Below are 18,168 nucleotides of genomic sequence, written 5' to 3'. Positions count from 1 at the left end.
AGACCGGGCATCGCCAGGATCGGCCGGGAATCGCTACTGTCGTGGGGTGCCCACCGAGCCCCTCCGCTGCGCCGGCGCGCTGATCGTGGACGACGACGGCCGCATCTTCATCCAGCGCCGGTCCCCCGAGCGGCGCCTCTTCCCCAACTGCTGGGACATCGTCGGCGGACACCTCGAACCGGGCGAGGAGGTGCAGGACGCGCTGTGCCGGGAGGTCACCGAGGAGACCGGGTGGGCGGTCTCGCACGTGCTCGGCCAGGTCGGCGAATACCGCTACACCGGCGACGACGGGCTGGCCCGCGTGGAGACCGACTTCCTGGTCCGGGTGGACGGCGACCTGAGCCGGCCCCGGCTGGAGGAGGGCAAGCACACCGAGTACCGATGGCTGGCCGAGCGGGACGTCGACCTCCTCGACGAGCACCGTGCCGTCAACGACGGGCTGATCCGGCGCATCGCCGAGAACGGCTTCGCCGCCCTGCGTTCGATCGGTCTGTGAGGGAGACGGTCCCCGGTCGCGGCGCGGCGCGACCTCCGGTGCGGCGACCCGGTCCGGTCGACGCCGTCGAGGTGCCGCCGCACCGGTTCGCGGGGCTGGTCGCCCCGGCGGTCGACCGGACCTTCGTGGCCGGCATGCTCGCCGGCCGCGACGGCGGCGGCGCGGAGCTGAGTTCCCGGTACGGCGGTCCGGCCGCCACGGGCGTCCTGGTGGAATTCCGCACCCGCCTGGCCGCGCCGGGCGGCACGGTGGACGCCCCGGGCTTCGCGGCGGTGACCCGCTACCGGGACCCGGCCGCCCTCCGGCGGGCGCTGGACAAGCAGGTCGCGTACGGGATGGTGCAGCGCTTCCCGGACGGCGGTTTCTGCGCCACCGAGCGCGGGCTCGCCTTCCTGGCCGAACTGTTCGGCGTACACGCCGAGGTGACCGAGGAACTGTGGGCGGGGCACGACGAGCGGGTGGAGCGGCTGGTCTCGGCGCTGGGCCGGGTGCTGGCGCACGCGGTCGTCTCGGCCGGGCCCGGCGCCTTCGCGACCATGGCCCCGCCGCACGAGCCGGACGGCACCCCGCCCGGGGTGCTGCTGCTCAACCGGCTGGGCACCCTGCGCTACCACCGCGCGGACGCGCACGCGGAGGCGTGGACGGCCGCGGGGCACACCGCGGCGAGCGTCGCCGGGCTGCCCGCGGGGCCGGAGCGGCTCGCGATCGAGCAGGAGACGGACCGCCGGGCGGCCGGCCCGTGGGCGGTGCTCGCTGCCGGGGAGCGGCTGGAACTGCTGGCCGACCTGGCCGCTCTGCCGGGCTGAACCACGGCCGGCGGCGGCGCGACGATATCCTCCACCGCGTGGAGCGAAGTCGAGAAGAGGATGGTGCCGGCATGATCGGGATGGTGCTCGCCGCCGGTGCGGGGCGCCGGCTGCGCCCGTACACCGACACCCTGCCCAAGGCCCTGGTGCCGGTCGACGGGGAGACCACCATCCTCGACATCGCGCTGCGCAACCTCGCCGAGGTCGGGCTGACCGAGGTCGTGATCGTGGTCGGCTACGCGGCGGACGCGGTCCGGCAGCGGCAGGCCGCGCTGGAGGCGAAGTATGGCGTCACGATCACCCTCGTGCACAACGACAAGGCCGAGGAGTGGAACAACGCGTACTCGCTCTGGCTGGCCCGGGAGCACTTCTCCCGGGGGGTGCTGCTGGTCAACGGCGACACCGTGCACCCGGTGAGCGTGGAGAAGACCCTGCTGGCCGAGCGCGGCCCCGGCATCCTGCTGGCCGTCGACAACATCAAGGCGCTGGCCGAGGAGGAGATGAAGACCACCTTCGACGCGGCCGGCCAGCTCACCCGGATCACCAAGCTGATGGACCCGGGCGAGGCGTACGGGGAGTACATCGGCGCGACGCTGATCGAGCCGCAGGTGGCGGGCCCGCTCGCCGACGCCCTGGAGGCGACCTGGCGGCGCGACCCGAACCTCTACTACGAGGACGGCTACCAGGAGTTCGCCGACCGGGGCGGTGAGGTGCGGGCGGCGCCGATCGGCGACGTCTCCTGGGTCGAGGTCGACAACCACGCCGACCTGGCGCGGGCTCGGGAGATCGCATGCCGCTACTAGCCCGGACGATCCTCACCCCGCTGCACATCGACGTGCGGCGCGGCGCGGTGGCCGACCTCGCCGCGATCCTGGCCGACGGGCGGATCTCCGCCGGGGGCGACGTGGCGGTGGTGGTCGGCCCCGGGCAGGGCGAGCAGATCGCCGAGCTGATCCGCCCCTCGCTGCGGTCGGCCGACCTGTTCACGGTGGCCGGCGGCTCCCTGGACGCCGCCGACGACCTGGGCGCGAAGCTGCGCAGCCGGTCGTACGACGCGGTGGTGGGGATCGGCGGCGGCAAGACCATCGACGTGGCGAAGTACGCCGCCACCCGGCGCGGGCTGCCCATGGTCACCGTGGCGACCGCGCTGGCCAACGACGGCATCGCCTCGCCGGTGGCCAGCCTGGTCACCGAGGGCATCAAGGGCTCCTACGGGGTGCACATCCCGATCGCCGTGATCGTGGACCTGGACTTCGTCGAGGCGGGCCCGGAGCGCCACAACCGGGCCGGCATCGGCGACGTGGTGAGCAACATCAGCGCCCTGGCCGACTGGGAGCTGGCCCGGCAGGTCCGTGGGGAGCCGGTCGACGGCCTCGCCGCCTCGCTGGCCCGGATGGGCGCCGAGGCGGTGCTCGCCCACCGGGGCGACATGAGCGACGACAGCTTCGTCACCGTGCTCGCCGAGGCACTGATCTCCACCGGCCTGGCCATGGCGGTCTGCGGCACCAGCCGCCCGGCCAGCGGCGGCTGCCACGAGATCATGCACGCCGTGGACTCGCTCTACCCGGGCACCGCCTCGCACGGCGAGTTGGCCGGGCTGGGCGCCCTGTTCTGCACCTTCCTCCGCGGCGACGAGCGCCGGCTCGCCGAGATGTCGGCCTGCCTGGGCCGGCACGGCCTGCCCCGGCTGCCCGCCGACGTGGGGCTGACCGACGCGCAGTTCGTGGAGGCGGTGCAGTTCGCGCCGGCCACCCGGCCGGACCGCTACACCATCCTCGAACACCTGGCGATGTCGCCTACCGAGACGCGGGAGCGGCTGGCAGACTACGCCGGTGCACTCCGCGACCACCTTGGCTGAGCCGTCCCGCCCCTCCGTCGCCGACTTCCACCGGGTCAACCGGGGCGGTGGCCTGTTCAGCGAGTCGATCAGCCAGTGGATCGGCGCGGTCTTCGCGCTGGTCGCGCAGCGGCTGGGGCTGCGCCCCACCGCGCTGACCATCACCAACCTGGTGCTCGGCCTGGCCGCCTCGGTCACCGTGGTCGCGCTCGCCGACGACGTGGCGGCGGGGTCCGTCCCGGCGTGGGCCGTCGGGCTGGTCGCCCTGGTCGCCTGGCAGATCGCGTACGCGCTGGACTGCGCGGACGGTCAGCTCGCCCGGGTGACCAAGCAGAACAACCCGGCCGGTGCCCGGGTCGACGTGCTCTGCGACGTGGCCGCCCAGATCGCCCTGGTCACCGCGCTCGGGGCGACCGTCGTGGCGCAGCGACCCTCGACGCCCGTCTGGCTGGTGGCGGTCTTCGCCGGCACCTGGATGGTCAACCTGGTCACCTCGGTGATGCAGGCCGGCCCCCACGCGGCCAGCATGGTCACCTCGACCTCGCTCCCGGTCCGCCTGGCGAAGCTGGTCCGCGACTACGGCGCCGTGGTCTTCCTGGCCGGCCTGGTCCTGACCGTGGCCCCCGCCCTGACCCTCTGGGTGATCGTCGCCTTCACGATCGTCAACGGCGGCTTCCTGCTGGCCAGCATCGCCTTCTCCGCCCGGGCCTCCCTCCGCTGAGGGCCCGCCCTCACCCCGCCGCGCGGGTCAGGCCGGCGTAGATGTCGATGAGGCGCTTCGTCACCACGTCGGGGTGGAAGGTGCGCTCGTAGCGGGTGCGGGCGGCCGGGGCGAGCGTCGCCGCGCCGGCCCGGGCCAGGGGGAGGGCGGCGGCCAGCGCCTCCGGGTCGGGCGCGACCACCCAGCCGGCCTCGCCGCGCTGCACCCCGGTCGGCAGGGCGACGTGCCCGTCGCCGGGCGCCGCGGTGGCCACGTCGGCCGGGCCGGTGCCGGCGGGCTCCCGGGGGGTGTCCGCGCCGACCAGGTACGGGATGCCGCCCAGCGCGGTGCCGAGCACCGGCCGGCCGCTGGCCAGCGCCTCGATGATCACCGTGGGCAGCACGTCGTGCCAGGTGGAGGTGGCCAGCACCACGGCGCTGTCGGCCAGCACGGCGCGTACCCCGGTCCGGTCGAGCTGGCCCAGGTAGACCACGTCGGGCCGCTCGGCGGCGGCCGCCTCGGCCAGCGGGCGCAGCTCGCCGTCGCCGGCGATCCGCAGCGGGCCCAGCGACCCCACGGGGTGCCGCCGCCAGGCGTCCAGCAGCAGGTCGAGGCCCTTCTCGGGGCTGAGCCGACCCATGAAGAGGAACCCGTCACCGGGCGGCGCCGGCGTCCCCGGGTCGGGCACCGCGTTGGGCTTGACCACGATCCGCTCGTCCGGGATGCCGTAGTCGCGCAGGTGGTCGGCGACCGCGGTGGTGAGCGCGATGTACCGGTCGACCGACTTCCAGGTCGGGCGGTGCACGGCGAGCGTGGTGGCCATCAGGGCGCTCTGCGCCCGGGAGCCCCGGTAGCAGCGGTGCACGATCGCCGGCACCCCCAGCGCCCGGCCCCGGCAGTCCTGGCAGATCACGCCGTCCCGGAAGTAGAGCCCGGAGGAGCAGACCTGGCGGTAGTTGTGCACCGTCTGCACCACCGGCACGCCGCGCTTGTGCGCCGTCCGCACCACCCAGGGCGAGAGCAGCGGGTACGGGTTGTGCAGGTGCAGCACGTCCGGGCGGTGCTCGGCGAGCAGCCGGTCGAGGTCGTGCTGGGCCTTCGGGGCCCAGATCGGCGAGATCGGCAGCAGCGCCTTGGCCGGCTTCGACATCGCGGGGATCTCGTCGGAGCTGCGCAGGAACGGCAGCACCTCCACCCCGGCCGCGGTCAGCTGGGCGATCTCCGCGTCGACGATGGTGTTCTCGCCGGAGGGCTGGGCTTCCCGGTACCGGTTGTGCGCCACCACGATTCTCACGGGAAAGAAGGCTACCTTTGTACGGTGCCTGAACTACCGGAGGTGGAAGCGCTCGCCGGCTACCTGCGCGAGCGGGCGGTCGGCCGGCGGGTCGAGCGGTTCGAGGTCGCCGCGATCAGCGCGCTGAAGACGTACGACCCGCCGCCGAGCGCGGTCGCCGGCCGGGCGGTGGTGGGCGCGGGCCGGTACGGCAAGTTCCTGGATGTCCGGTTCGACGAGGGCCTGCACCTGGTGGTCCACCTGGCCCGGGCGGGCTGGCTGCACTACCGGGAGGCGTTCCCGTCGACCGCCCCGCTGCGCCCGGGCAAGGGCCCGATCGCCCTGCGGATACGCCTCGACGACGGCTCCGGCTTCGACCTGACCGAGGCGGGCACGCAGAAGAAGCTGGCCGCGTACCTGGTGACCGACCCGGCCCTGGTGCCGGGGGTGGGCAAGCTGGGCCCGGACGCCCTCGAAGCCGACCTGGCCACCTTCGGCGCCCGGCTGCGGGGGCGGCGCGGTCAGGTCAAGGGGGTGCTGACCGACCAGTCGGTGCTCGCCGGGATCGGCAACGCGTACTCCGACGAGATCCTGCACGCGGCGAAGCTCTCCCCGTTCGCGATCACCGACCGGCTGACCGACGACCAGCTCGCGGCGCTGCACGCGGCGACCCGCGCGGTGCTCGGCGACGCGGTCCGGCGCTCGATGGGGCAGCGGGCCGCGGAGCTGAAGGGTGAGAAGCGCTCCGGGCTCAAGGTCCACGCCCGGAAGGGGCTGCCCTGCCCGGTCTGTGGCGACCTCGTGCGGGAGGTCTCGTTCGCCGATTCGAGCCTCCAGTACTGTCCCAGCTGCCAGACCGGCGGCAAGCCGCTGGCTGACCGACGGTTGTCCCGTCTCGTACGGTGAGTAACCGCACTCGTCGGTTACGGAGAGGAATCGTCCGCGGATCGCCGAAGGTCCCACTCCGCACCTCTACCGGGGTCGCCATCCATCGGTATAGTGGCTCGGTCCCCGGCTTCACAACCGACTCGGAGCCGGCCAGATCCTCGCGAGCATCACGGACGGCTTCTCCCTCTGGGGGCGGTCCGGGCCGGGCCCGCGTGGGAGACTGGGACGGTGGGCGACGCGGGCCCTCACGGCGAGTGAGGGTGCGGGTCATGCGGGAGGACATGGGTTGAGGTGACGACAAGCCTCCAGCGCCCGGTAACCAACACAGGCCGGAGCGAGAGCGTGCGGCACGTCGACAGCTTCGAGATCCAGCCGCCGACTCCGCCGTCGCACAACGGCGTACCCCGGTTGGCGTGGGCTCGCGCCCGGCGCCGGGTGTCCCGTTGGCATCGCCCCTACATCGCGATCCTCCTGCTGCTCGACTTCGGCGCGGCGGCGCTGGCCAGCTACCTGGCCATCCAGATCTTCGAGCAGGCCGACTCCGGCTTCCGGGACGCGCCCCAGTCGTGGTTCTACACCGTCGCGTTCCTGCTGCTGCCGCTCGGCTGGCTGCTCATCCTGTGGGGCAACCGCGCCTACGACCGGCGCTATCTCGGCCTCGGGCCCGACGAGTTCAAGCGGGTGACCCGGGCCGGCGTGGCAGTCGCCGCCACCGTCTCCTTCATCGCCTTCGCGACGAAGACCTACGCGTTGTCCCGGTGGACGGTCGGCTTCGCCCTGCTCGGCGCCATGCTGCTGATCCTGCTGGGCCGGATGATCGCCCGCATGTCGCTGCACGCCGTCCGCCGCAAGGTCGGCCAGGCCGGGCACCGGATGGTGCTGGTCGGCACCCTGCCGGAGTGCCTGGAGGTCTTCACCGCGGTCACCCGCAACCCGGGGGCCGGCCTGGTTCCGGTGGCCATCCACCTCACCGACGGGTACGCCGCCGCCCGGGGCATGGAGACCCCGGTGCCGGTCTACGCCGGCCGGGACGTGCTCGCCCTGGTGCGGGAGGTCGGCGGGGACACCATCGCGGTGTGCGGCTCGGCCAGCGCTGAGCCGGGCGAGCTGCGCCGGATGGCCTGGCAGTTGGAGGGCTCCGGCGTCGACCTGGTGGTCGCGCCCCAGCTCACCGACATCGCCGGCCCGCGGGTGCACATCCGCCCCATCGAGGGCCTGCCGCTGCTGCACGTCGAGGAGCCGACCCTGTCCGGGCCGGCGCTGCTCGCCAAGAACCTGATGGACCGGGTCGCCGCCGGGCTGGGCCTGCTGCTGCTCGCCCCGCTCTTCGCCGCGGTCGCGATCGCCATCCGGATCTCCGACCCGGGGCCGGTCTTCTTCCGGCAGCCCCGCGTCGGGCACGAGGGGCGGACCTTCCGGGTCTGGAAGTTCCGGACCATGTACGTCGACGCCGAGGAGCGGCTGGCCGGCCTGGTCGACCAGAACGAGACCGACGGCATGCTGTTCAAGATGAAGCAGGACCCGCGGGTCTTCCCGGTGGGCCGCTTCCTGCGCGCCTCCTCGCTCGACGAGCTGCCCCAGCTGATCAACGTGCTCTGGGGCGAGATGTCCCTGGTCGGGCCGCGTCCGCTCCCCGCCGACGACGGTGACTTCCTGGGTGACGTCCGGCGCCGGCTGCTGGTCCGCCCGGGCATGACCGGGCTCTGGCAGGTCTCCGGCCGCTCCGACCTCTCCTGGGACGAGGCGGTCCGGCTCGACCTCTACTACGTCGACAACTGGTCGCTGGCCTACGACCTGAGCATCCTGTGGCGGACGGTCGGGGTGGTGCTCGCCCGCAAGGGCGCGTACTAGCGCTCCGGCCCGCCACCCGTCAGGATCGCGGGCGTGGGTGGCAACCTCTCGGCCGTGTTCGGCGTCGTCTCGCTGGTCACCGCGCTGGCCGCAGCGCTGTGGGCGGTGCTGCGGTTGCGCGCCCGCCGGGGCATCGCCACGGCCACCCAGCGGGCCACCTACGAGGTGCTGCACACCGCCGGGCTCGCCGCCGAGCCGCTGCGGGGTGGCCTGAGCGCGGCGGGCGCGGCGAAGGCCGTACGCCATCTGCGGGCCCTGGTGGGCGCGGCCGGGCTGGCCCTGACGGACCGGGAGGCCCTGCTCGCCCTCGACGGGCACGGCGCGCACCACGGTGATCAACTGGTCGCGGCGGCCCGGAGGGCGGTCGGCACCGGGCGCTCGACGGTGCTGCGCGAGTCGGAGCTGCACTGCGACCTGGTGGACTGCCCGGTCCGGGGCGCGGTGGTGGCGCCGCTGAGCGCCGACGGCCGGGTGGTCGGGGCGCTGGTGGCGGTGGCCGGCGAGCGGCCCGCCCCGGGCCTGGTGCAGGCGACGCTGGAGACCGCGCACTGGGCCGGCGACCAGCTCGCCCTGGCCGAGCTGGACTCCTCCCGGGAGCGCCTGGCCCGGGCCGAGGTACGCGCGCTGCGCGCCCAGATCAGCCCGCACTTCATCTACAACGCGCTGACCGCGATCGGCTCGTTCGTCCGCACCGACCCGGAGCGGGCCCGCGAGCTGATCCTGGAGTTCGCCGAGTTCACCCGCTACTCGTTCCGGGCCCACGGGGAGTTCACCACGCTCGCGGAGGAGCTGCGCTCGATCGACCGCTACCTGACGATCGAGCGGGCCCGGTTCGGTGAGCGGCTCCAGGTGCGCCTCCAGATCGCCCCGGAGGTGCTGCCCGTGACCCTGCCGTTCCTCTGCCTCCAGCCGTTGGTGGAGAACGCGGTCCGGCACGGGTTGTCCCGCAAGCCGGGCACCGGCATGGTGAGCATCGAGGCCCGGGACGCGGGCGCCGAGTGCCACATCACGGTGGAGGACGACGGGGTGGGGATGGATCCGACGACGCTGACCGCCGGCATCGCCGAGCTGGCCGGCGCCGGCATCGACCCGGCCGACGACCCGGGCCAGCACGTGGGCCTCTCGAACGTCGACGAGCGGCTCCGGTCGGCCTTCGGGGACGGGTTCGGCCTGGTCGTCGAGACCGGCCTGGGCTCGGGTACGAAGGTCAGCATGCGGGTGCCGAAGTTCCACCCCGGGGTGCGGGCGACGTCATGAACGCGGCGACCGGGTTTCTCCGCGTGCTGGCGGTCGACGACGAGCCGCCGGCCCTGGACGAGCTGGCGTACCACCTGCGGGCCGACCCCCGGGTGGCCCGGCTGCACACGGCCGGCGACGCGACCGAGGCGCTGCGACTGCTGCGCGACGGCGACGTGGACGTGGTCTTCCTGGACATCCGGATGCCCGGGCTGGACGGCATGGAGCTGGCCCGGGTGCTGCGTCGGTTCGCCCGGCCGCCGGCGATCGTGTTCGTCACGGCCTACGACGACGGCGCGGTGGACGCCTTCGACCTGGGCGCCACGGACTACGTGCGCAAGCCGGTGCGCGCCGAGCGGCTGGCCGAGTCGCTGCGCCGGGTGATCGGTGCGCGGGTGGTCCCGTCGCACCCGGCGGCGCTGGCCCGGGCCGAGGAGGACCCGACCATCCCGATCGAGCTGGCGGGGACGACCCGGATGCTGCCCCGCTCGGCGGTGCGCTGGGTGGAGGCGCAGGGCGACTACGCGCGGCTGCACACGGCGGACGGCTCGCACCTTGTTCGCGTCTCGCTGGCCACCCTCGCCGAGCGCTGGGCCGACGCCGGGTTCGTCCGGGTGCACCGGTCCTACCTGGTGCAGCTGAAGTTGATCGCCGAGCTGCGGCTGGTCAACTCCGGTTACGTGGTGGTGGTCGACGGGGCGGAGCTGCCGGTGAGCCGCCGGCACACCCGGGAGCTGAAGGACAAGCTGGTCCGCGCGGCCAAGCAGGACTGGAACCGCTGACTTCCGAAATTCTTCCGTCGGTCGGGAATACACGCCCCATCTCGTACGCTGTACGGGACGCCGTACGACAAAGTGGAGGCCGCATGCCCGACAGCCGCTACGACGCCGCGACCGAATTCGACCGTCAACTCGACCGCCTCGTCCACCTCGGCTACCCGGCCCTGGCCGGGCTGACCGAGCACGCCTTCCGCGATCTGCTCACCCCGCTGCGGGCGGCGGCCGTCGCCCGGGCGGCCGACCTGGCCGCGCCCACCGACGGGCGGGTGCCCTTCCTGCTGGTGACCACGCGCGAGATGGTGCCCGTCCAGGAGCGGATCGCACTCACCACGCTCGCCGGCAAGCGGAAGACCGGCATCCTCGACCGGAACTTCCCGGCCGACGACCTGCCGACGTTCGACCCGATCAAGGAGCTGGAGGTGCCGGCCGGGCCCGCGTACCTGCTCTTCGACGTGGACCGGGGCGAGGAGCACCGGAACGTGCCGCCGTCCACCGCGCTGGCCCGGATGACCGAGCAGGGCCGGCTGCCGATCACCATCGACGAGGGCCTCGCCTTCGTCACCCTGCACCCGCCGGCGCTGGCCAGCAACCGGTGCTTCTCGCTGGTCGGCTCCCGCTGCGGGGACAAGCGGGTGCCGGCGCTCTGGATCAGCCAGGGCGCGCCGAAGCTGGGCTGGTGCTGGTTCGGCAACCCGCACACCTGGCTCGGCTCGGCCACCGCCGATCCGGTGCGCGTCGGGCTCGACTGAGCCGGCTGCGGGGGCGGGACCGACAGCGTCCCGCCCCCGCACCGTCAGGAGGCCAGGAGGAAGTGGCTCCAGACGCTCCCGTCCCGCGTCAGGAGCAGGCGGTCCGCCTCCCCACCTGAACCGGGACGCTCGACGAAGAGCCACGCGTATCCGGGTGCGACGCTGACCGAGGCGACCGGCATGCCGTCCCCTCGCGCCACGGTGAGAGTCTGACCGTCATCCCGGCTGACCCACATCTCCGCCAGGCGGTGACCCTGCGGGCCGGTCTCCGCGATGGCTAGCAGGGCCCCCTCCGCCCCCACCGTCAGGTCCCAGTGCAACCCTTTCGGCAGGTCGACCAGGGTGGTGGACCAGGTCTGCCCACCGTCCCTGGTCCGTTGCAGCTCCGTTCCCTCGTCACCACCGGACACGACCTGATAAGCCTCCCGGCCGTCGACCCCCACCAGCGCCAGGAGTTGTCGGCCCGTCGGCGGCGTCCAGGTCGTCCAGGTCGCGCCCCGGTCGATGCTGCGGGCACCAACCGTGGCTCCGCCGGTCTCGTACGTGGTCCAGATGCTGCCGTCCGACGCGGGGTAGAGGCTGAAGAGCTGGAACGGGGTGGGCGGTGGCCCGGTGAGCCGGTAGACCTTTCCCGCCGACGGGTCCACCGCGAGCGGCTCGTCCACGGCCTGGCAGGTGAGGTGGCAGTGGACCGGTCGGGCGGTGGCCGGGAACGCCGGCACCGCGGTGATCACCTGGCTCGCGTCCTGCCAGGTGCGGCCGTGGTCCGTGGAGAGGCGGCGCAACCCACCGTCGTAGACCAGGTAAATCCCGTCTCCCAACACGGAATACTCCAGATCCGATCCGGCCGGTCCCGGCTCGCATCTGCTGGCCTGGTAGCGGGCGTCATCCCAGTCGGACCAGGTCCGGCCCCCGTCCGTGGTGCGGGCGAAGCGCAGAAGGCAACCGTCGACCCGCACATCCACCCCGGAGTCCGGGCCGGTCAACGTGAAGTCGCCGGGCTTGCCGGGCAGGCCGGGGCGGGACGACGGCACGGGCGCCGCCGACCCGAACCGTCCCGACTGGGCCACCAGCGGCGTGACGACCAGGGCCGCCACCAGGGCGAGGGCGGTCGCGCCCAGGCCCCGGGACCGGCGTCGGCGGGAGCGAGCCACGGCCCGCAGCTCGTCGAGCGGCGGCTGCCGGACGGCGTCCGCGACGGTGTTCACCTGGAAGCCGGAGAACTCACGATCGGACATCGATCCTCCCGGTGCTGGTGCTGCCAGTGCTGTCGGAATCCCGGAGCCGCTCCGCCAGGGCCTGCCGCCCGCGGGAAAGCCGCGACTTCACCGTGCCGGCGGAGACGCCGAGCGTCGCCGCGACCTCGTCCACCGGCAGGTCGACCAGGTAGTGCAGGGCCAGCGCATGGCGCTGCCCCTCGGGCAGCTCCCGCAGGGCGGACAGGAGGGCCAGGTGTTCCGGCGAGCGGTCGGCGACGGCGGGTGGCGGACCGATCCGCAGCAGCAGCCGGTCGAGCACCCGTCGCCGCCGATGCCGGCTGCGGGCGACGTTCACCGCCACCCGCCGCAGCCACGCCTCCGGGTTGTCGAGCTGGACGAACCGTCGGGGCGCGGCCAGGGCTCGGGTGAAAGCCTCCTGGACCGCCTCCTGGGCCTCGCTCAGGTCCCCGGTCACCGCGTAGAGCTGGACCACCAGCCGCCGGAAACAGCCGGCGTAGAGCTCGGAGATCAGATCACCGTCGGACACCGTCACCTCCCTTCACACCTCTCCCACTCATCGGGCGGGCGGAAGGTTCCCGGAGACACGATCAGAAGCGACATCCCCGCCGTCCACAACGAGCCGGCCGTCATCCACCGGGTTGTCCACAGGAGTGACGCGTTGTCCACAGGTTGCCCACAGGACCGGCTCCGGTGCTCTTGACATTCCCGCTGATCAGGCGAGACTGCCGGGGATGACCGGAGCGGAGGAGCAGGATCTTCCGGGGCGGCCCGACCGGGTGGCTCCGGTCCCCGCCCCGCGCGCCCCGCAGCCGCCCCGGCGGACCCGCGTCGTGCTGGCCGAGGTCTCCCGCCCGCGCAGCCGCGCCGAACGCACCCGCTCCGAACTGACCCAGCAGACCCGGGTCGGCGAGACGCTCGTGCAGGGTCTCATGCGGGCCCAGCTCTCGCTGGCCCTGCGGCTGAGCCTGCTCGTGCTGATCGGGCTGGGCGGGCTGCCCTGGCTCTTCGCCATCGCGCCCTCGGTCGGCCGGGTGACCCTGCTCGGCGTCAACCTGCCCTGGCTGCTGCTCGGGGTGGCCGCCTTCCCGTTCCTGATCGGGGTCGGCTGGGCGTACGTGCGGCTGGCGGAACGCAACGAGCAGGACTTCACCGACCTGGTTCAGCGGCCGGAGCGCTGATGGGCAACGGCTACGTGGTTCCCGCGATCGTGGCGGTCACCCTGGTCACCGTCGGCATCGGCTTCTACGGGCTGCGGCTGGCCCGCACCACCTCCGACTTCCTGGTCGCCTCGCGGGCGGTCAGCCCCACCTGGAACGCCGCCGCGATCGGCGGGGAATACCTGTCGGCGGCGAGCTTCCTCGGCGTGGCCGGGCTGATCCTCAAGTACGGCGTCGACGTGCTCTGGTACCCGGTCGGCTTCGCGGCCGGCTACCTGGCGCTGCTCCTCTTCGTGGCCGCCCCGCTGCGCCGCTCCGGGGCGTTCACCCTGCCCGACTTCTGCGAGGTGCGGCTCGGCTCGCGGCGGCTGCGCAAGCTCGCCACCGTCTTCGTGATCTTCATCGGCTGGCTCTACCTGGTGCCGCAACTCCAGGGCGCCGGGCTGACCCTGGCCACGGTGGCCGGCTCGCCCTACCCGGTGGGGGCGCTGCTGGTCGCCGTCGTGGTGACCGCGAACGTGGCGCTGGGCGGGATGCGGGCGATCACCTTCGTGCAGGCCTTCCAATACTGGTTGAAGCTCACCGCACTCGCCGTACCCGCGATCTTCCTGGCGTTGCAGTGGCAGGCCGACGCCCGCCCGGCGGTGACCCCACCCGACGGGCCGACGTTCCGGACCGCGACCACCGTCGTGGTGGAGCACCGCGCGACGCTCACCCTGCCCGACGGCGACCTCCGGGAGGTACGCCCCGGCGACCGTCTCGACTTCGCCGCCGGTGATCCGGTGCCCGAGGTCTCCGGCGCGGCCACCGCCGCCACCGACTGGCTGCTGCCCGACACGGCCGCCGACGACGACCGGGGCCTGTTCGGGACGTACTCGCTGATCCTGGCCACCTTCCTCGGCACCATGGGGTTGCCGCACGTGCTCGTGCGCTTCTACACCAACCCCGACGGCGCCGCCGCCCGGCGCACCACGCTGGTCGTGCTGGCCCTGGTCGGCGTCTTCTACCTGCTGCCCACGATCTACGGCGTGCTGGGCCGGGTCTACACGCCGCAGTTGCTGGTCACCGGCCAGACCGACGCCGTGGTGGTGCTGCTGCCGGGTGCGGCGCTGGGCGACGGCACCACCGGCCGGCTGCTCGCCGCGCTGGTCGCCGCAGGGGCGTTCGCGGCCTTCCTCTCCACCTCGTCCGGCCTGCTCACCAGCGTGGCCGGGGTGATCTCGACCGACGTCCTCGGCCGCGGCTCGGTGCGCGGCTTCCGGCTGGCCACGGTGATCGCTGGCGGGGTGCCGGCGGTGCTCGCGCTGAACGTCTCCGGGCTGGACGTCTCCCAGGTGGTCGGGTTGGCCTTCGCGGTCGCCGCGTCGAGCTTCTGCCCGCTGCTCGTGCTCGGCATCTGGTGGCGCGGCCTGACCGACCTGGGCGCCGCGGCCGGGGTGCTGGTCGGCGGCGGCGCCGCGATCGGCGCGGTGCTGCTCACCGTGCTCGGCCCGCCGCTGTCCGGCTGGCCGGCCACGCTCACCACCCAACCGGCGGCGTGGACGGTGCCGCTGGCGTTCACCGTGATGGTGACGGTGTCGATGGCCACCCGGCGGCGGCTGCCCCGGGACGTCGGCGTCACCATGCTCCGCCTGCACACCCCGGAGACGCTCCGCCTCTGACCGTCGACCAGCCGGCGCTACTACGATCTTGGGACGACGTCCTGCGCCAGGTTGTCCGATCCTGTCTGGAGGCGTCTTGCGCGGCATCGAGTTCTACTGGGACGACAGGCGTTGCGCCGAGTTCCGGTCCGAGCCCCGGCTCAGGTGCCTGGGGATGTGGCTCACCGGCGATGTCCAGAGCGTCCACGAGCTCTGCCTCGACCTCCTGGCCGACCTGGTCGACATCGCCGCCGGCCGGAAGGAGCACGAGAGCTGGGAGGGCAACGCGTGGGCCGCGGAGCTCAGCCCGGACGGCGCCGACCTGCAGAACCTCTATGTGCCCGACCTCTCGGCCCACTATCCGTTGGCAGAGGTCAGGCGGGCGGCCGAGCAGTACTGGCGGCTGCTGACCGACGATCCCGATCGCGATCGGGCCCTCTCCGAGTCGGAGAGCGACAACGGCCGGCCGCACCCCTGGGACGGGCTCTGACGCGTACGGCTGAAGGGGGACGGGAAGATCCTCCTCTGGCCGGATCTGTCGCTGGCCGGGGCGGGCTACGGTCGGTGCCATGACCGATCAGCACCCGGCGCTGTCCCTCCGTGGCCTGGCCAAGCGGTTCGACACCAAGGTCGCGGTCGCCGGCGTCGACCTCGACGTGCCGACCGGCTCGTTCTACGGGCTGCTGGGCCCGAACGGGGCCGGCAAGACCACCACCCTCTCCATGGCCGTCGGCCTGCTACGCCCCGACGCCGGCCAGACCCGGGTGCTCGGGTACGACGTCTGGGCCGACCCGGTACGCGCCAAGGGGCTGCTCGGCGTCATGCCTGACGGGGTTCGCCTCTTCGACCGGCTCAGCGGGGCCGAGCTGCTGGCCTACCACGGGCTGCTGCGTGGCATGGACCCGGCGGTGGTCGACCAGCGCGCGACGGAACTGCTCGACGTGCTGGCGCTCACCGACGCCGGCCGCACGCTGGTGGTCGACTACTCGGCCGGCATGAAGAAGAAGATCGGCCTGGCCTGCGCGCTGCTGCACGGCCCCCGGCTGCTGGTGCTGGACGAGCCGTTCGAGGCGGTCGACCCGGTCTCGGCGGCCCTCATCCGGGACATCCTGCACCGCTACGTCGTGGGCGGCGGCACGGTGATCTTCTCCAGCCACGTCATGGAGGTCGTCGAGCGGCTCTGCTCGCACGTGGCGATCCTGGCCGACGGCCGGATCAAGCGGGTCGGCACCCTCACCGAGGTGCGCGGCGACCGGTCCCTGGAGGAGGTCTTCGTCGAGGTGGTCGGCGGGCGGACCGCGACGGGCGAGGAGCTGTCGTGGCTGTCCCGGTGACCGCCGCCGAGCGGCCGGCCCGGGCCGTCTCGCCCCGGCACTTCGTCCGGCTCAAACTGCGGGTGCTGCGCAACAACTTCCGGGGTCAGGGCTGGCGGATCGCGCTGTTCGTGGGCGGCCTGCTGTTCGGGCTCTGGTTCGCCGCCGGCGGCTTCTTCCTGCTCGCCGCGCCCGGCCTGGCCGGCGAGTCCCGCTACGCGCTGATGACCGCCGCCTTCGGCGGCGGCCTGCTGACCCTCGGCTGGCTGCTGCTGCCGCTGGTCTTCTTCGGCGTGGACGAGACCCTGGACCCGGCCCGTTTCGCGCTGCTCCCGCTCTCCCGCCGCACCCTGGTCACTGGCCTGTTCGCGGCCGCCCTGGTCAGCGTCCCGGCGCTGTCGACCCTGCTCGCAGCCGCCGGGCTGGTGGTCACCGCCGGCGCGCTGGGCGGCTGGTTCGCCGCGCTGGTCGGGTTGCTCGGGGTGGTCCTCGGCCTGCTGCTCTGCGTGGCCGCCGCCCGCGCGGTGACCAGCGCCTTCGCCACCATGCTCCGCTCCCGCCGGGTTCGCGACCTGGCCGCCGTGCTGCTCGCGGTGGTCGCCGCCCTGCTCGGCCCGTTGCAGCTGCTGGTGCTCGGCGCGGTCCGGCAGGCCGACTGGGACCGGCTCACCGGGGTGGCCCGCGTGGTCGGCTGGACCCCGTTCGGGGCGCCCTGGACCGCCGGCGTCGAGGTGGCCGAGGGGCACGCCGCCGTGGCCGGGCTGAAGCTGCTGATCACCGTGGCGGCGACCGGCGTACTCCTGCTGTGGTGGTCGCGGTCGTTGGAGTCGGCGATGGTGGGCGCGGCGAGCGCGGGGCCGTCCCGGGACCGGCGCGGCACCGTGGCGGGCGGGGCCGTCGCGCAGCTCTTCCCCCGGGCCGTCGGCTGGGCCGGGCGGGACCGGTTCGGTGCGCTGGTCGCCCGGGAGTGCCGCTACTGGTGGCGGGACGCCCGGCGGCGGGCCAACCTGATCACCGTGGCGGTGGTCGGCATCTTCGTGCCGGTCATGGTCAACCTGGGCGGCTCCCGGTTCGCCACCGACGGCGGGGCCGCGTTCGGCGAGGCCACGGCCAACTCGTCGCCGCTGCTGGTCAGCATCTCGATGGTCTTCGTCGGGGTGCTCGCCGCGGTGACGCTGGCCAACCAGTTCGGTTTCGACGGCAGCGCGTACGCGGCCAACGTGGTGGCGGGCGTGCCGGGGCGGGTGGAGCTGCGCGCCCGGATGACCGCGTTCTCGCTGTACGTGGTGCCGATCCTCGGCACGGTCGCCGTGGTGCTGGCCGTCGTGCTCGGGCGGCCCGGCTGGCTCGGCGTGATGGCCGGCGGGCTGTTCGCCGCGTACGGCTGCGGGTTGGCGATCAACGCGGCTGTCTCGGTGCTCGGCGGCTACTCGCTGCCGGAGACCAGCAACCCGTTCGCCATGAACACCGGCGCCGGGATGGCGCGGAGCCTGTACGCCCTGGTGTCCATGGTGGCCTCGGCGGTGGCCGCCGTGCCGCTGGTGGTGGCCGCCGCGCTGCTCGGGGACGTCTGGCTCTGGCTGGCCCTGCCGGTGGGCCTGGCGTACGGGGTGGGTGCCGCGCTGCTCGGCGCGTACCTGGCCGGCGACGCGCTGGACCGCCGCCTGCCGGAACTGCTGGCCGCGATCACCCCAAGGCGCTGATGCCGGTCGTCGAGGCGGTGACCACCGTCCCGGTCCCGCCGGAGCTGGCGTTCGCGGTGTCGCAGACCGTGGCGCCGGTCCGCTACCGCTGGGACCCCTTCGTCCGGGAGCAGCACTTCGTCGACGGGGCGACCCGGCCCGGCAAGGGCGTGCGCACCCATACCCGGTCCCGGCACGGCCTGGTCATGGTCAGCGAATACGTCTCGTGGGCGCCGCCGACCAACGTGGGCATGAAGATGGTGCGCGGGCCGTGGTTCTTCGAGCGGTTCGGCGGCGGCTGGCGGTTCGCACCGGGCCCCGAGCCGGGCACGACCGTGGCCACCTGGCGGTACAACTTCCGGTGCCGTCCCGCGTTCCTGCGCCCGGTCGCCGACCGGATCGGGGTCTGGCTGCTCGGCCGGGACATCCGCCGCCGGATCGCCGGGTACGCCGCCGGCTGCACGGACCCCGAGGTGCTGGCCGCCGCCCGCCGCTCCCTCGACGCATAGCCGGAGATCTTGGACAGTCTCTGTTCGCCCCG

General features: G+C 73.7%; 19 protein-coding genes. 16 read left to right on the top strand and 3 right to left on the bottom strand.

Annotated elements, in window-relative coordinates; genetic code table 11:
* The first annotated feature begins 46 nt into the window (after positions 1–46).
* From ABZS80_RS05755 to ABZS80_RS05735, 5 genes are all read left to right on the top strand, one after another.
* Positions 47–496 carry an NUDIX domain-containing protein gene (locus ABZS80_RS05755; RefSeq protein ID WP_355054612.1) on the top strand — a complete coding sequence of 150 codons (450 nt, stop codon included), beginning with the start codon at positions 47–49 and terminating at the stop codon, positions 494–496.
* Positions 493–1,302, top strand: coding sequence for a hypothetical protein (locus ABZS80_RS05750; protein WP_355054611.1), 810 nt, complete (start codon positions 493–495; stop codon positions 1,300–1,302). The genes ABZS80_RS05755 and ABZS80_RS05750 overlap by 4 nt, the downstream gene beginning before the upstream one ends.
* 71 nt (positions 1,303–1,373) lie before the next feature.
* Complete coding sequence (locus ABZS80_RS05745; protein WP_355054610.1) at positions 1,374–2,105, top strand: phosphocholine cytidylyltransferase family protein; 732 nt, start codon at positions 1,374–1,376, stop codon at positions 2,103–2,105.
* Positions 2,093–3,160: an iron-containing alcohol dehydrogenase family protein gene (locus ABZS80_RS05740; RefSeq protein WP_151463754.1), complete on the top strand. Its 1,068-nt coding sequence runs from the start codon at positions 2,093–2,095 to the stop codon at positions 3,158–3,160. Before ABZS80_RS05745 ends, ABZS80_RS05740 begins: the two co-directional genes overlap by 13 nt.
* A complete protein-coding gene (locus ABZS80_RS05735) occupies positions 3,135–3,860 on the top strand; it encodes a CDP-alcohol phosphatidyltransferase family protein (RefSeq protein WP_151463755.1) in 726 nt (241 codons plus the stop codon). The genes ABZS80_RS05740 and ABZS80_RS05735 overlap by 26 nt, the downstream gene beginning before the upstream one ends.
* Positions 3,861–3,870: 10 nt before the next feature.
* On the opposite strand, the gene ABZS80_RS05730 is transcribed toward ABZS80_RS05735, so the two are convergent.
* Positions 3,871–5,133, bottom strand: a complete 1,263-nt coding sequence (locus ABZS80_RS05730) for a glycosyltransferase family 4 protein (protein ID WP_355054609.1) — start codon at positions 5,131–5,133, stop codon at positions 3,871–3,873.
* 24 nt (positions 5,134–5,157) lie between these two features.
* On the opposite strand from ABZS80_RS05730, the gene ABZS80_RS05725 reads away from it, so the two are divergent.
* The 5 genes from ABZS80_RS05725 (at position 5,158) to ABZS80_RS05705 (ending at position 10,615) form a co-directional block, all read left to right on the top strand.
* Positions 5,158–6,018, top strand: a complete 861-nt coding sequence (locus ABZS80_RS05725) for a DNA-formamidopyrimidine glycosylase family protein (RefSeq protein WP_355054608.1) — start codon at positions 5,158–5,160, stop codon at positions 6,016–6,018.
* A 324-nt stretch (positions 6,019–6,342) separates the two neighbouring features.
* Positions 6,343–7,851: a sugar transferase gene (locus ABZS80_RS05720; protein ID WP_355054607.1), complete on the top strand. Its 1,509-nt coding sequence runs from the start codon at positions 6,343–6,345 to the stop codon at positions 7,849–7,851.
* Positions 7,852–7,884: 33 nt separating this feature from the next.
* On the top strand, positions 7,885–9,108 hold the full coding sequence (locus ABZS80_RS05715) for a histidine kinase (protein WP_355054606.1): 1,224 nt from the start codon (positions 7,885–7,887) through the stop codon (positions 9,106–9,108).
* On the top strand, positions 9,105–9,869 hold the full coding sequence (locus ABZS80_RS05710) for a LytTR family DNA-binding domain-containing protein (RefSeq protein WP_151463760.1): 765 nt from the start codon (positions 9,105–9,107) through the stop codon (positions 9,867–9,869). The genes ABZS80_RS05715 and ABZS80_RS05710 overlap by 4 nt, the downstream gene beginning before the upstream one ends.
* Before the next feature lie 83 nt (positions 9,870–9,952).
* Positions 9,953–10,615 carry a DUF5701 family protein gene (locus ABZS80_RS05705; protein ID WP_355054605.1) on the top strand — a complete coding sequence of 221 codons (663 nt, stop codon included), beginning with the start codon at positions 9,953–9,955 and terminating at the stop codon, positions 10,613–10,615.
* Between the two features lie 44 nt (positions 10,616–10,659).
* Here ABZS80_RS05705 and ABZS80_RS05700 read toward each other — a convergent pair whose 3' ends face one another.
* Both ABZS80_RS05700 and ABZS80_RS05695 read right to left on the bottom strand, forming a co-directional pair.
* Entirely contained in the window at positions 10,660–11,853 is a 1,194-nt protein-coding gene (locus tag ABZS80_RS05700) for a hypothetical protein (RefSeq protein ID WP_355054604.1), read from the bottom strand.
* On the bottom strand, positions 11,840–12,361 hold the full coding sequence (locus tag ABZS80_RS05695; RefSeq protein ID WP_355054603.1) for a sigma-70 family RNA polymerase sigma factor: 522 nt from the start codon (positions 12,359–12,361) through the stop codon (positions 11,840–11,842). The genes ABZS80_RS05700 and ABZS80_RS05695 overlap by 14 nt, the downstream gene beginning before the upstream one ends.
* Positions 12,362–12,566: 205 nt before the next feature.
* On the opposite strand from ABZS80_RS05695, the gene ABZS80_RS05690 reads away from it, so the two are divergent.
* The 6 genes from ABZS80_RS05690 to ABZS80_RS05665 all read left to right on the top strand — a co-directional run bounded on the left by ABZS80_RS05690 (position 12,567) and on the right by ABZS80_RS05665 (position 18,136).
* The gene (locus tag ABZS80_RS05690; protein ID WP_355054602.1) at positions 12,567–13,013 is read left to right on the top strand and encodes a hypothetical protein; all 447 of its coding nucleotides are present in this window, start codon (positions 12,567–12,569) and stop codon (positions 13,011–13,013) included.
* Positions 13,013–14,653, top strand: coding sequence for a cation acetate symporter (locus ABZS80_RS05685; RefSeq protein WP_355054601.1), 1,641 nt, complete (start codon positions 13,013–13,015; stop codon positions 14,651–14,653). Before ABZS80_RS05690 ends, ABZS80_RS05685 begins: the two co-directional genes overlap by 1 nt.
* A gap of 76 nt (positions 14,654–14,729) precedes the next feature.
* Positions 14,730–15,122 carry a hypothetical protein gene (locus ABZS80_RS05680; RefSeq protein WP_355054600.1) on the top strand — a complete coding sequence of 131 codons (393 nt, stop codon included), beginning with the start codon at positions 14,730–14,732 and terminating at the stop codon, positions 15,120–15,122.
* Positions 15,123–15,201: 79 nt separating this feature from the next.
* Positions 15,202–15,966 carry an ABC transporter ATP-binding protein gene (locus tag ABZS80_RS05675; RefSeq protein WP_355054599.1) on the top strand — a complete coding sequence of 255 codons (765 nt, stop codon included), beginning with the start codon at positions 15,202–15,204 and terminating at the stop codon, positions 15,964–15,966.
* Entirely contained in the window at positions 15,951–17,648 is a 1,698-nt protein-coding gene (locus tag ABZS80_RS05670; protein WP_355054598.1) for an ABC transporter permease, read from the top strand. Before ABZS80_RS05675 ends, ABZS80_RS05670 begins: the two co-directional genes overlap by 16 nt.
* The gene (locus ABZS80_RS05665; RefSeq protein ID WP_355054597.1) at positions 17,648–18,136 is read left to right on the top strand and encodes an SRPBCC family protein; all 489 of its coding nucleotides are present in this window, start codon (positions 17,648–17,650) and stop codon (positions 18,134–18,136) included. The genes ABZS80_RS05670 and ABZS80_RS05665 overlap by 1 nt, the downstream gene beginning before the upstream one ends.
* Positions 18,137–18,168 lie beyond the last annotated feature (32 nt).

It is taken from the genome of Micromonospora sp. NPDC005305 (assembly GCF_040607315.1).
Lineage (GTDB): Bacteria > Actinomycetota > Actinomycetes > Mycobacteriales > Micromonosporaceae > Micromonospora.
Note: the sequence above shows the minus strand (reverse complement) of the source record. Positions and strands in the feature narration are given on the sequence as shown.

Bases quoted from the DNA above. Each gene is read 5' to 3' on its own strand.
- ABZS80_RS05745 (WP_355054610.1), top strand. From the start codon at position 1,374: ATGATCGGGATGGTGCTCGCCGCCGGTGCGGGGCGCCGGCTGCGCCCG.
- ABZS80_RS05740 (WP_151463754.1), top strand. From the start codon at position 2,093: ATGCCGCTACTAGCCCGGACGATCCTCACCCCGCTGCACATCGACGTG.
- ABZS80_RS05710 (WP_151463760.1), top strand. From the start codon at position 9,105: ATGAACGCGGCGACCGGGTTTCTCCGCGTGCTGGCGGTCGACGACGAG.
- ABZS80_RS05705 (WP_355054605.1), top strand. From the start codon at position 9,953: ATGCCCGACAGCCGCTACGACGCCGCGACCGAATTCGACCGTCAACTC.
- ABZS80_RS05700 (WP_355054604.1), bottom strand. From the start codon at position 11,853: ATGTCCGATCGTGAGTTCTCCGGCTTCCAGGTGAACACCGTCGCGGAC.
- ABZS80_RS05690 (WP_355054602.1), top strand. From the start codon at position 12,567: ATGACCGGAGCGGAGGAGCAGGATCTTCCGGGGCGGCCCGACCGGGTG.
- ABZS80_RS05685 (WP_355054601.1), top strand. From the start codon at position 13,013: ATGGGCAACGGCTACGTGGTTCCCGCGATCGTGGCGGTCACCCTGGTC.
- ABZS80_RS05675 (WP_355054599.1), top strand. From the start codon at position 15,202: ATGACCGATCAGCACCCGGCGCTGTCCCTCCGTGGCCTGGCCAAGCGG.
- ABZS80_RS05665 (WP_355054597.1), top strand. From the start codon at position 17,648: ATGCCGGTCGTCGAGGCGGTGACCACCGTCCCGGTCCCGCCGGAGCTG.